Here is a 13717-nt window from a genome sequence, read left to right on the forward strand (position 1 = left end):
GCGATAGGTACTTGAATTAGCTATGCGAACATTGAAGCATAGCATAGCCTTATAAAACTATGGGATGGTTGAAAATTTAGAAGAAGGTACCTAGCGCAAAAAGATGCACTAGGTATATTTTAGAAGAAATTTTTATTAATAGCTAGGTTTTTTATCAAGAGCGTGACGACCTTCTACAAAACGCACAGTTCCAGATTTAGCTCGCATAACAACCGAATGTGTTAATGCATAAGCTCCTTTATACTGAACGCCTTTTAAAAGCTCACAATCTGTTACAGCAGTCGCTGCAAAAATAGCATCGTCACCTTTAACTAGGTCATCTAAATAAAGAACTTTATCTACGTCTACACCCATTTTTTTGCAACGTTCTAACTGTTCCTCATCTTCCGGCACTAGCTTCGCTTGGAAGTCTCCACCTAGACATTTTAATGCAACAGCTGAAATTACACCCTCTGGTGCACCACCTGTACCAAACATAATATCAATGCCAGTTTCATCAAAAGCAGTATTGATAGCTGCTCCAACGTCGCCGTCTTGAATAAATTTAATACGTGCTCCAGCTTCTCGGATTTCATCAACAATTGCTTGGTGACGTGGTCGATCTAAAAGTGTAGCTACTACGTCTGAAATATCTTTATTTTTAGCTTTCGCTACCTGTAATAAATTATAAGTAACAGAAGCGTTAATATCTACCTTACCTGCTGCTTCTGGTCCTACTGCAATTTTCTCCATGTACATATCAGGTGCGTTTAACAGATTACCTTTATCTGCAATAGCAAGAACTGTCATTGCACCATTTGTACCCTTTGCTACAATATTTGTACCTTCTAATGGGTCAACTGCGATATCTACTTGAGGACCTCCATTACGTAGGCCAAGCTCTTCACCAATATAAAGCATTGGTGCTTCATCCATTTCGCCTTCACCAATCACTACTGTAGCATGCATTGGAATTGTATCGAACATTACGCGCATCGCTGTCGTCGCTGCATCATCTGCCTCAATTTTCAAACCGCGACCCATCCATTTCCCGGATGCGATTGCTGCTGCCTCTGTTACTCGTACTACTTCCATCGATAAACTACGTTCCATTGTTTTATTTGCCTCCCGTTATCGGCATATTTCTTCGCCGAAACATTCAAATTACCTCTATTGTAACATAGTTAGTTCAAAACTTTTAGCTCTCATTATTCCTTTGCCTCTGCTACGCGAGCCATTATTGTTTCACGTCGAATATCAGCGCCTAAATCACGTAATTTCTCAATAAGTGAGCTATAACCACGCTCAATATGATAGATATCATGAATTTCCGTTTCACCTTCAGCTAAAAGGCCTGCTAATACTAATGCGGCACCAGCACGAAGATCTGTAGCTGTTACAGTTGATCCATGTAATTTACTAGGACCTGCAATAATTGCTGTATTTCCTTCAACGCGTGCATTGGCATTCATACGACGAAGTTCATCAATATGCTTAAATCGAGCCGTATAGATTGTATCTGTTATCTTTGAGGAACCAAATGCTTGAGACATTAAAACAGAAAGTGGTTGCTGAATATCAGTTGGGAATCCAGGATACACTAATGTTTTCACATCAACAGCTTGCAATGTGGAGAGATCCGTTTTTGGCACAAAAATACTTTCTTCACCGATTTCAATTTTGACACCCATTTCACGAAGCTTTGCAATAATCGCCTCTAAATGCAATGGAATAACATTATCAATTGTGATGCCTTCACCTAAAGCGGCAGCCATAATCATAAATGTAGCAGCTTCGATACGATCTGGAATAATCGTATGCTCCGTACCATGAAGTTCCTCTACACCTTCAATACGGATAACACTTGTACCTGCACCTTTAATATTAGCTCCCATGTTAGTGAGAAGAGTTGCTACATCAATAATTTCCGGTTCTTTTGCTGCATTTTCAATAACCGTACGTCCCTTTGCAAGGACAGCGGCTAACATAATATTAATTGTTGCGCCAACACTAGCAACGTCTAAGTATATTTTTGCACCAATTAATTCATCAGCACGTAAATAAATTGCTCCATGCTCATTAGTAATTTTCGCACCTAATGCCTCAAAGCCTTTTATATGTTGGTCAATAGGACGCGGCCCTAAGAAACAGCCTCCTGGTAAACCAATAACAGCTTTTTTAAAGCGACCAAGCATCGCTCCCATTAAGTAATAGGAAGCACGAAGCTTTTTCACGTTGCCGTTTGGTAATGGCAAAGCAATCATTTCTGTCGGATTAATGGTCATTATGCCATCCTCAAATGAAACTTCTCCACCGATTTCCTCTAATAATGCCTTTAACGTCCATGCATCAGAAATTTCTGGTATCCCTCCAATTGTCACTGGAGAGTTCGCCAAAATTGATGCTGGAATTAAGGCGACTGCACTGTTTTTTGCACCACTAACTTTTATTGTACCCTTTAGACGATTTTCGCCTGTAATTTTGTAAACATCCATTTCGCGTTCTCCCTCATGATTGGAAAGTAATTTTTTCTGCAATTGGCTCACTATATAATCTTATTATTTGCCTTTTCTCTTATTCCAATCCGTTAAAAATCCTTCAATTCCTTTTTCCGTTAATGGGTGATGGAAAAGTTGCTTTAATACTTTAAAAGGAGTAGTTGCAATATGTGCACCAGCAAGTGCCGCTGCTGTTACATGCTGTGGATGACGAATAGATGCAGCAATAATTTGCGTATCGATATTATGAATTGTGAAAATATCTGCAATCGTTTCAATTAGTTCTACACCGTTTTGACCCATATCATCTAGACGACCGATAAATGGTGATACATATGTAGCACCCGCACGAGCAGCCATCAATGCTTGGTTTGCACTGAAGATTAATGTTACGTTCGTTTTAATACCTTTGTCTGCAAAGAAGCGACATGCCTCTAAGCCAGCTGGAGTCATTGGCAATTTAACTGTAATATTCGGAGCAATTGCAGCTAGTTCTAAGCCTTCTTTAATCATACCTTCTGCATCTAGAGCGATTACTTCCCCACTCACTGAGCCATCTACAAGCTCTGTAATTTCACGAAGTCGATCATGGAAAGAAACGTTCTCTTCTTTAGCAACTAACGATGGGTTTGTAGTAACACCTGATAAAATACCCCATGCGTGTGCTTCTTTAATCTCTTCAAAGTTTGCTGTATCAATGAAAAATTTCATAATATTCCCTCCTGATCACTGTTTTGGCTCATTACCATAACGTTGGTTTAATTTCCATTCCGAATGGGCGCCTTCCTAGGGTCGGTCAGTCGAAGTGGAAATCAACTATTATACATTACATACGTTTTAACGCAAATGCCATCCCCAACTTTTGGTGATAAGCCTTATATTTGAATTTTTGCCAAAAATTTTTTATTTCAAAAACAAGAGAAGGTCGATAAAAGCATCAACACTTCTCTTATTATGTGTATTCATCTGTGTTTTTGTAGCTTTTAGATACAAATATTATGCTTTTTGCGCACTACCAAATTCACGGATTTTCCCGATAACTGTTGTTTTAATCGCTTCACGTGCTGGAGCAAGGAATTTACGAGGGTCATAAACAACTTTATCATTATCAAGAACTTCACGGATTACTTTTGTAGCAGCAATTTGATTTTCAGTATTAACGTTAATTTTTGCTGTACCTAATGAAATTGAGCGTTGGATATCTTTTGTTGGAATCCCTGTACCACCATGTAATACTAATGGTAGATCTGCTAATTTAGAGATTTCTTCCATTTCTTTAAAACCTAAATTTGGTTCTCCTTTATAAGGACCATGTACAGAGCCAAGTGCTGGTGCTAAGCAATCGATATCTGTTAGTTCAACCATTTTACGGCATTCCTCTGGATCAGCGTACATAATACCACCAATTACGCCATCCTCGTCACCACCTACTGTACCAAGCTCAGCTTCAACAGAAACACCTTTCGAATGAGCGTACTCAACTACTTTTGAAGTAGTCGCAACATTTTCCTCGAATGGATGATGAGATGCATCAATCATAACGGAAGTAAATCCTGCATCAATTGCTTCTTTACATTTTTCAAAGCTTGAACCATGGTCAAGATGAATAGCCACAGGTACTGTAGTGCCATAAGATTCCATCAAACCTTTTACCATGTGTACAACGGAGATGAATCCGCCCATATATTTACCTGCGCCTTCAGATACGCCTAGAATAACTGGAGATTTTTCTTCTTCTGCCGCTTGTAAAATTGCTTGAGTCCACTCAAGGTTGTTGATGTTGAACTGACCAACCGCATAACCTTCTGCTTTTGCTTTAATTAACATCTCTTTCATAGATACTAATGCCATACTAAAAATCCTCCTCTTAGGACTATTCTTTCTACATAGATATGCTATTTAATCATAGCAAAAATAAAAGCCCCTGAAAAGCAGGGGCTGTTATTTTCTACGCGAAAGCGAAGTGCAACGCAGCGACAGCGTCTCGTTTTCTGCACGAAAGCGGAGTGTAACGAAGCGGCAGTGCTCAACCGCAGTGTAGTGAAACGAAACGAAGGTTCAGCCCCTGAAAAGCGGGGGCTGTTATTTTCTACGCGAAAGCGAAGTGCACGGAGCGACAGCGTCCAACCGCAGTGCAGTGTAACGGAACGAAGGTTACGCGAAAGCGGAGTGTAACGCAGCGGCAGTGCTCAACCGCAGTGCAGTGTAACGGAACGAAGGTTCAGCCCCTGAAAAGCAGGGGCTTTTATTTTCTACGCGAAAGCGAAGTGCAACGCAGCGACAGCGTCTTGTTTTCTACGCGAAAGCAGAGTGCAACGCAGCGACAGCGTCTTGTTTTCTACGCGAAAGCGGAGTGCAACGCAGCGACAGCGTCTTGTTTTCTACGCGAAAGCGGAGTGCAACGCAGCGACAGCGTCTTGTTTTCTACGCGAAAGCGGAGTGTAACGCAGCGACAGTGTATTCTTTTCTGCACGAAAGCGGAGTGTAACTGAGTGGCAGTGCCGTAGTGTAGTATTCACCAGCTCATCGGACGCACCCAGTCGGAACGGAAATCAACTTCACGTCATGATGATGAGCCATGTATTTTGGCGGTATGTGAATATGAAACGGTAGAAAAATACTACAAATCTTATATCAACCATGAAAAACAGGCGGTGTTGACCACTGCCTGTTCATCTAACCATTTAATGCTTTATTAACTTCATCACGCACTTCAAAAATATCGAAAGGCTTAGTAAAGTATCGAATTGCTCCTAAATCTAATGCCTCTTGTACAACTTCCAATTCACCATATGCAGTCATCATGAATACTGGGAGTTGTGGCCACTTCTCTTTTAAGCGCCTTAAAATTTCTATGCCATCCATCCCTGGAATTTTCATGTCTAATAAGACACAATCCATTTCCTCTTCAGCATATTTCAACGCTTCCATACCATTTGCTGCTAAATATGTAACATACCCTTCCTTTTTCAGCACTTCATTTAAAAGTAAACGAATTCCTGGTTGATCATCGACAATTAGTAATCGTTTCACATCTCATTCCGCCCTTTCTGAGTTTTTATTCTTGCATAAAACTTCCTATATTATGTATTATTCTCCTTTAACCCTTTAATACCTTCTAGTATTATAAATTATCTGCTTTTGCTTTATGCTCTTTACAAACCTATAATATTGATTGAGGTGGGATCATGTCAAAAATACTTACAACACAATTGAGTGGATTATTACAAAGAATAACACAAAATGAAGAGGAAGCTATTGAAGAAACAGCACGATTACTTGCACAAGCGGGTATTGGTGAAGGCAATGTCTATTTAGCATGCTTTGGTGAAATGCAAGTTGTCGAATTAAATGCATGTCAAGCTGCGGAACGTTTTACTAAGGTAGTCCCTTGGACAAAAGATACAGTTATCACAGAAGCTGATCGTGTATGCATTTTCACACGTAGTGCACACGATGAGGATGCATTAGCCTTAGCACAGCAATTAAATAATCAGTTTATTCCATTTGCAGCAGTTGCTAGCGAAGTTGCTAATTCCGAAAACCCACTAGCAGATTTAGCGTATACGTATATTTCAACACGCATACGAGGTGGTTTATTACCGAACGATTTAGGCGAGCGCATAGTCGTGCCACATGCTATTGCTGCCCTTTTTGTCTATGAAGCAGTAAAAATTGCGTATGATGAAATGCTTGGCCTTGATGACGAAGAGTTGTAGATTCTATCAACTCCACATCGGTGTCATTGTAGCTGTCGCGCAGAAGAAAAAAACCGCTGTCTCCATTCAATAGTCATTACATTTGCTGAATGAAGATAAAAAAGAGTTGTCTCACACTTGAGACAACTCTTTTTGCATTATTTGAATGTTGCTCCGATGAAATCACGGAACAATGGCTGTGGACGGTTTGGACGTGATACTAATTCAGGGTGGAATTGACATGCTACAAAGAAATTATTTTCTGGTAACTCGATAATTTCCACTAATTTACCGTCAGGGCTTGTACCTGAGAAGACAAGACCTTCAGCTTCCATCGCTTCACGATATTCATTGTTAAATTCATAACGATGGCGGTGGCGCTCATAAACAAGCTCTTTACCATAGGCTTGGCTTGCTTTTGAGCCTTCTTTTAACTTACATGGATATAGACCTAAACGTAATGTACCACCGATGTCTACACTGTCGTTTTGATCTGGTAGGAAATCAATAATAGGGTATTCCGTTTTTGGATCAAGTTCTGTAGAATGCGCGCCTTTTAAACCAAGTACGTTACGAGCAAACTCCACTGTTGCAAGTTGCATACCTAGGCAAATACCTAAGAATGGTACATTATTTTCACGAGCGTATTGCGTCGCTAAAATTTTACCTTCAACTCCACGATCACCGAAGCCACCTGGAACTAAAATTGCGTCAGCACCTTTTAATAATGAAACAACATTATCAGCATCCACATGTTCTGCATTGATCCAGTCAATCTCAATATCAGAATTAAATGCATAGCCTGCGTGCTTTAATGCCTCTACAACAGAAATGTAAGCATCTTGTAGTTCTACATATTTACCTACTAATGCTACTTTTCGTTTATTTGATAGGCTCTTCACTTTTGCTACAAGCTCGCGCCATTCTTCCATATCTGCCTCTGGTGCTTCAATGCCAAAATGGTCAAGTACGATATCATCAATATCTTGTGCATGAAGGTTTAGAGGTACTTCATATAAATGTTCTGCATCGCGAGATTCAATAATTTCGTGTGGCTGAACATCACAGAATAAAGCTAATTTCTCTTTCATATCCTGAGGCACTTCTTGCTCTGTACGTACAACGATAATATTTGGTTGAATACCTAAAGAACGTAATTCTTTTACAGAATGTTGAGTTGGTTTTGTTTTCAGCTCACCCGCAGCTTTAATATAAGGAATAAGCGTACAGTGAACATACATCACATTGTTATGACCTAAATTCGTTTTCATTTGGCGAATTGCTTCAAGGAATGGCAATGACTCAATATCCCCAACTGTTCCGCCTACTTCTGTAATTACTACGTCAGCATTTGTTTCGCGACCAGCACGTTGAATACGATCTTTGATTTCATTTGTAATGTGAGGAATTACTTGTACTGTTCCACCGTTATAATCACCGCGGCGTTCTTTTTGTAATACAGACTGATAAACACGCCCTGATGTTACTGTAGAATGTTTTCCTAGGTTAATATCAATGAAACGTTCGTAGTGACCTAAGTCTAAGTCAGCTTCTGCGCCATCATCTGTTACGAAAACCTCACCATGTTGATAAGGACTCATTGTACCTGGGTCAATATTGATATATGGGTCAAATTTTTGAATCGTTACTTCTAACCCACGATTTTTTAATAAACGACCTAGAGATGCTGCTACAATCCCTTTTCCAAGTGATGAAACAACCCCACCTGTTACAAAAATATACTTCGTCATGAAAAAATTCCTCCTTATATTGTTCTAGAAATTACTAGTAAGAAAAGTGCATTCACGTCCTAAGCTAAGTAATCTTGAGCATTGGTGCAAATGTCTCTACGGCCTATGAAAATTGATATTTCTTATCCTAAAAATAAGAAAAGCCGAGAATGCCTACAAAATTGTAGTCGATTCGAAGCTGTAATCGTTTCTATCTCTTTTCTACTTTCTACTTTCTACTTTCCTAAAAAATCCATCCTAACATATACTCAGTCACCGATTATTATACATCATGAATAATTTAGAGCATTTATATTCATTCCGTAGCTATAAACATGGGAGAACTTGACTGAATATAGTTAAAAAAAATAAAAAAACGCTCCTCCTGCATAGGTTTGCAGGGGGAGCGTATTACATACACGGTCTTTCTCCTTTAATTAAGGAGCCCAAGTAAAAGATTAAACGTAACCGTGATAGAAGTCAAGATTTTTTACTACAAGGATAAAAGTAAGAAAATTTCAAAGAGTAACTATCATCTATGCCTCGGCATAATTGCGTCCGGAATAAGTTAGACTTCGTCCTCTTCTTCAAATTCATCTTCATCCTCATCAATAAAGTCCTCGTCGATTTCTTCATCGATGTCCTCGATATCTTCTTCATCAAAATCGATGTCTTCTTTATCTTCATCTTCTTCATCTATATCATCTTCGTCTTCAACGAATTCTTCATAATCTTCATCGAAGTCAATATCTTCTTCTTCTAAATCTTCATCTAAATCATCTTCATCCTCAAGGGCAGCTTTAGATTTTTTCTTATGAGTTTTAACAGAAGGTGCTGTTTCTTCCTCAATCTGTTCAACTTTATACCATTCACGTAAGCCCCAGCCTGTTTCCTGATTAAATAAGAAGCGGCCATCTACATTTATATCTGTGTAAAATTGTAGTAGGCGAGCTTTCATTTCTTCATCACTATAGCCTACAAGCTCTTGAATAATTGTTAATAAGTCATTAAAAGACACTGAGGCACGTTTTTCATTTAAAATTGCATAAGCTAAGTTAATTAACGACTCTTCCGTTAATTGTTCTTTTGTCATTTCACGAAAATTCATTCGTGCACTTCCTTTCCCTCATCCAATGGACGTTTTAAAATATATAGCTTTATTTTCGGAGCGCAGCAAAAAAAGGCCGCACAAAAGTAACTTTCCATATCATAAGCATAATACCCATTATATACAAAGTTTTATCCTCTTTGCTAGCTTCAATTACTGTTTTTTATATCACGCATTTTTTTTATCCCTAAGTAAAACAAATAGACAGATAATAATAGTAAAGGGACAGCGCCAATTTGCTTATCATACAGGAAAATAACTCCTACCACCAAAGCCAAAACAATGATGTAGTTAATAGCCGATTTCATCATTCTACTGCGCCTCCCCTTTTTTTACATTTCTATTATAACGGAAATAAAAAGAAGTGCCTAATCCTAAGACTAGACACTTAAAACTTCACAAACATTTTGCACAAAATAGAATAAATGTTATACAACAAGCAAATTTACATGTTTACAAGTTACATATTACGACGATATTGTCCGCCAACCTCATATAAAGCATTTGTGATCTGCCCTAAGCTAGCGACTTTTACGGTTTCCATAAGCTCCGCAAAAATATTACCGTTGTTTACAGCTACTTGTTGTAAACGAGCAAGGGCAGCTTCGTTCTCCCCTTCATGTTGTTTCCAAAAGGCATGTAAGTTATGAATTTGCGTCTCTTTTTCTTCCGTTGATGCACGTGCAATCTCCATATTGTCAATTTCATCTTCTGAAGGTGGATTCGGATTTAAGTATGTGTTCACACCAATGATTGGTAGCTCACCTGAATGCTTTAGCATCTCGTAGTACATGGATTCCTCTTGAATCTTACCACGTTGATATTGTGTTTCCATTGCACCTAGCACGCCACCACGATCATTGATACGATCAAACTCTTCTAGTACCGCTTCCTCTACAAGGTCAGTTAACTCTTCTACGATAAACGCCCCTTGTAATGGATTTTCGTTTTTCGCTAAGCCATGTTCCTTCGTAATAATCATTTGAATAGCCATTGCACGACGTACAGATTCTTCCGTAGGCGTTGTAATTGCCTCGTCATATGCATTTGTATGCAATGAATTACAGTTATCCTGTAATGCCATTAATGCCTGTAACGTTGTGCGGATATCATTAAAATCAATCTCCTGTGCATGCAAACTGCGTCCAGATGTTTGGATATGATATTTTAATTTTTGTGCTCGTTCATTGGCACCGTACTTATCACGCATTACAACTGCCCAAATACGACGGGCTACACGTCCAATAACTGTGTACTCTGGATCTAGTCCGTTAGAGAAGAAGAATGATAGATTTGGTGCAAAGTCGTCAATATTCATTCCACGGCTTAAATAATATTCCACATATGTGAAGCCATTTGCTAATGTAAAGGCCAACTGAGATATTGGGTTCGCACCAGCTTCGGCAATATGGTAACCAGAAATAGATACGGAGTAATAATTACGAACTTTATGATCAATAAAGTATTGCTGAATATCTCCCATCATTCGTAACGCAAACTCTGTTGAGAAGATACATGTATTTTGCCCTTGATCTTCTTTTAAAATATCTGCTTGCACAGTTCCACGTACAACCTGTAATGTTTTCTCTCGTGTCTCTGTAAATTCTTCAACTGTCAAAGGTCGGCCAAGTTCTTCCTCACGTAGTTTCACTTGCTGATCAATAGCCGTATTCATGAACATCGCCAAAATAACCGGTGCTGGGCCGTTAATTGTCATCGATACTGATGTTGATGGTGCACATAAATCAAAGCCTGCATAAAGCTTTTTCATATCCTCTAGCGTACAAATAGATACGCCCGATTCTCCAACCTTCCCATAAATATCTGGTCGGTAATCTGGATCCTCACCGTATAACGTTACAGAGTCAAATGCTGTTGATAAACGTTTTGCATCATCATCCTTCGATAAATAATGGAATCGTTTATTCGTACGCTCAGGCGTTCCCTCGCCAGCAAATTGTCGCTTCGGATCTTCACCTTCACGTTTAAATTGGAATACTCCCGCTGTATACGGGAATTCACCAGGTACATTTTCTTTATAAACCCAGCGTAAAATTTCACCATAATCTACGAATTTCGGCAAGGCAACTTTAGGAATTTTGGTACCAGAAAGACTTGTTGTCTTTAAAATTGTTCGAATTTCCTTATCACGAACTTTCGTGACAAATTCATCTCCAGCATACGCTTCTTTTAAAGCATGCCAATTATCTAAAATACGTTTAGACTCAGCCGTTAATTCATCTCTAACACCTTCCGCTAAAGAAGTAAGAGATGTGATAAGTGCATCATTCGGAGCTTTTTCTTTAACTGCTTCAATAGCTCCTTCTAATTGGAATAGACGTCGAGCAAATTCCACCTGCTGCTCTGATTTTTTATGATAGCCACGAACAGTATCTGTTAGCTCTCGTAAATAATAACGGCGATCGTTTGGTATGATAACATCTTGTTTTTGAGTTTTCGCAAATTGCTCATAGCCTGTTTCCCAAGTACTTCCCGTCTTCGTATTAATGATATTTACTAATGCAGCAAATAAAGCATTCGTTCCTTTATCATTAAACTGACTGGCAATCGTACCGTACACAGGCATATTATCAAGTGATTCATCCCAAAGTTCTCGTGAACGTTGATATTGCTTTTGTACTTGACGTAGAGCATCTTCAGAGCCTTTTCGTTCAAATTTATTAATAGCAATAACATCCGCAAAATCAATCATATCAATTTTTTCAAGTTGAGTTGGAGCACCAAACTCACTTGTCATCACGTACATGGATAAATCAGTGTATTTTGTAATTTCCGCATCACCTTGACCAATACCACTTGTTTCCACAATGATTAAATCATAGCCCGCTACACGCACTACATCTAGCACGTCCCCAATTGAAGCAGTAAGCTCTGTACGAGATCCACGTGTTGCTAAACTACGCATATATACTCGATTATTGAAAATCGCATTCATACGAATACGGTCACCAAGTAAAGCGCCACCTGTTTTTTGCTTTGTCGGATCGACAGAAAGAATAGCTACGCGTTTATCCGGAAACTCCTTTAAGAAACGACGAATTAATTCATCTGTTAAGGAAGATTTACCTGCACCACCCGTTCCTGTAATACCTAATACAGGTGTCACTTTTGAGCGTTTGCGGGCTTCTTCTAGCATCTTTTTCGTTTCTTCATCATCATTCGACTCAGCAGCAGTTATTAAATTTGCTAATATTTCTGGTGTTTCTGTCGTTAGAGCATCAAGCTTTTCTTGATAGTTACCTGTAGCTGTTGGGAAATCAGTCCCTTTAATTTTCTCATTAATCATCCCTTGTAATCCTAAGACACGACCATCCTCTGGCGAGAAAATCCCTGCAATTCCGTAAGCATGTAGCTCTTTAATTTCACGTGGTAAAATAACACCGCCACCACCACCATAAATTTTAATATGTGGTGCCCCTTTTTCACGCAGCAAATCATACATATATTTAAAGTATTCCATATGCCCGCCTTGATAAGAAGATACCGCAATGCCTTGAGCATCCTCTTGAATCGCAGCATTTACGACTTCTTCCACGGAGCGGTTATGTCCTAAATGGATTACCTCTACACCGCTTGATTGTAAAATACGTCGCATAATGTTAACCGAAGCATCATGTCCATCAAAAAGACTCGATGCTGTTACAAAACGTACGTGATTTTTTGGACGATATACTTCTACCTTTGTCATATGAAATCCCCACTTTCTCCCCTTAATCAATTACACCTTTGTGATCAATTATGCCTCGGCATAATTGCGTCCGGAATCGGCTTTGTGCTTGCACAAAGAACTCCTTTCCGAATTCCGTGACATCCGCCGGAGGCTTTTAACTTATTTCAGCGGATATTTGTACATCCTCTGAAAAGTAACTTAAACCTGCATTCATCTCACCACTTATAGAGGTGGTAGACTTCTGTAGCTGCCGCCTCGCTTTCGCTACATAAAATACTTGCTGAAAGAAGTTAAATGAAGTAGCTCCATTATTCATAAAAAAAGTCGATAATTGCAATGTCGCTCTATGCAATTACCGACAACCCCTTTACGGAACTTATTAGAACCCCTTTATGCCTGAAATAAACAATGTTATTTGCATTTCAATAAATTCGTCAATAGAGTGCTGACGATGGAGCGCCCATTTACGGAATGCCCAGCTTTGTCCAGAAACGACTAAGTTATTTGCTGCCAAGTGAATTTGTTTATCCGTCATCGTTATTTCACCCGATTGCACACAGCGTTGTAGTAATCGCTCAAAAGTACCAACCATTTCAAACTCTTTACTAAATACATAACGCTGTGCTTCTTTGGATAATGATTTAGTTTCCTGATACATGATTGTCAGCTCATCAACCATACTATCAATTTGCAAGAAATACTCTCGAATCATTTCCTTTAACTCTTCTATAGTTCCTGCCTTAATCTCATAACTTGAAAGTCGTTCCATCGCATGGTGATAAATGCTATCACATACTAGGTAAAGGACGTCTTCCTTAGTACGAATATATTCATATAATGTTCCGATACTAAAGCCTGCAGCTTTTGCGATTTCTCTCGTGGTAGCACGATGAAAACCTTTTTCTTTAAATAATTTAATGGCTCCCTCTATCATTTGTTCTCGACGAATGGCGATGAGATTTTCATCTTTTACCGTTGACTGTACTTGGGGTCTTTTATCTCTTTCTGTCATA

At 39.0% G+C, this 13717-nt stretch carries 12 protein-coding genes; 1 reads left to right on the forward strand and 11 read right to left on the reverse strand.

Annotation, left to right across the window (positions count from 1 at the left end):
• Positions 1-135: 135 nt before the first annotated feature.
• The 5 genes from glpX to JNUCC51_RS08670 all read right to left on the reverse strand — a co-directional run bounded on the left by glpX (position 136) and on the right by JNUCC51_RS08670 (position 5510).
• Positions 136-1092, reverse strand: coding sequence for a class II fructose-bisphosphatase (glpX, locus tag JNUCC51_RS08650; RefSeq protein WP_100546229.1), 957 nt, complete (start codon positions 1090-1092; stop codon positions 136-138).
• 95 nt (positions 1093-1187) lie between these two features.
• A complete protein-coding gene (gene murA, locus JNUCC51_RS08655) occupies positions 1188-2474 on the reverse strand; it encodes a UDP-N-acetylglucosamine 1-carboxyvinyltransferase (protein WP_337991644.1) in 1287 nt (428 codons plus the stop codon).
• A gap of 63 nt (positions 2475-2537) precedes the next feature.
• A complete protein-coding gene (fsa, locus tag JNUCC51_RS08660) occupies positions 2538-3188 on the reverse strand; it encodes a fructose-6-phosphate aldolase (protein WP_049668001.1) in 651 nt (216 codons plus the stop codon).
• Between the two features lie 285 nt (positions 3189-3473).
• Positions 3474-4328 (reverse strand): class II fructose-bisphosphate aldolase, encoded by an 855-nt coding sequence (locus JNUCC51_RS08665; RefSeq protein WP_053484464.1) that lies wholly within the window; start codon positions 4326-4328, stop codon positions 3474-3476.
• Positions 4329-5153: 825 nt separating this feature from the next.
• Positions 5154-5510 carry a response regulator gene (locus JNUCC51_RS08670; RefSeq protein WP_337991645.1) on the reverse strand — a complete coding sequence of 119 codons (357 nt, stop codon included), beginning with the start codon at positions 5508-5510 and terminating at the stop codon, positions 5154-5156.
• Positions 5511-5665: 155 nt separating this feature from the next.
• On the opposite strand from JNUCC51_RS08670, the gene JNUCC51_RS08675 reads away from it, so the two are divergent.
• Positions 5666-6196: a DUF2529 family protein gene (locus JNUCC51_RS08675; protein WP_337991646.1), complete on the forward strand. Its 531-nt coding sequence runs from the start codon at positions 5666-5668 to the stop codon at positions 6194-6196.
• 137 nt (positions 6197-6333) lie between these two features.
• Here JNUCC51_RS08675 and pyrG read toward each other — a convergent pair whose 3' ends face one another.
• From pyrG to JNUCC51_RS08705, 6 genes are all read right to left on the reverse strand, one after another.
• Positions 6334-7926, reverse strand: a complete 1593-nt coding sequence (pyrG, locus tag JNUCC51_RS08680) for a CTP synthase (protein WP_337991647.1) — start codon at positions 7924-7926, stop codon at positions 6334-6336.
• Positions 7927-8473: 547 nt separating this feature from the next.
• Positions 8474-9013, reverse strand: coding sequence for a DNA-directed RNA polymerase subunit delta (rpoE, locus tag JNUCC51_RS08685; protein ID WP_337991648.1), 540 nt, complete (start codon positions 9011-9013; stop codon positions 8474-8476).
• Positions 9014-9162: 149 nt separating this feature from the next.
• On the reverse strand, positions 9163-9324 hold the full coding sequence (locus tag JNUCC51_RS08690; protein WP_337991649.1) for a hypothetical protein: 162 nt from the start codon (positions 9322-9324) through the stop codon (positions 9163-9165).
• A gap of 149 nt (positions 9325-9473) precedes the next feature.
• Complete coding sequence (gene icmF, locus JNUCC51_RS08695) at positions 9474-12722, reverse strand: fused isobutyryl-CoA mutase/GTPase IcmF (protein WP_337991650.1); 3249 nt, start codon at positions 12720-12722, stop codon at positions 9474-9476.
• A gap of 136 nt (positions 12723-12858) precedes the next feature.
• Positions 12859-13056, reverse strand: coding sequence for a hypothetical protein (locus JNUCC51_RS08700; RefSeq protein WP_337991651.1), 198 nt, complete (start codon positions 13054-13056; stop codon positions 12859-12861).
• 27 nt (positions 13057-13083) lie between these two features.
• Positions 13084-13716: a TetR/AcrR family transcriptional regulator gene (locus JNUCC51_RS08705; protein ID WP_337991652.1), complete on the reverse strand. Its 633-nt coding sequence runs from the start codon at positions 13714-13716 to the stop codon at positions 13084-13086.
• Position 13717 lies beyond the last annotated feature (1 nt).

The organism is Lysinibacillus sp. JNUCC 51, from assembly GCF_015999525.1.
Classification (GTDB): Bacteria; Bacillota; Bacilli; order Bacillales_A; family Planococcaceae; genus Lysinibacillus; species Lysinibacillus xylanilyticus.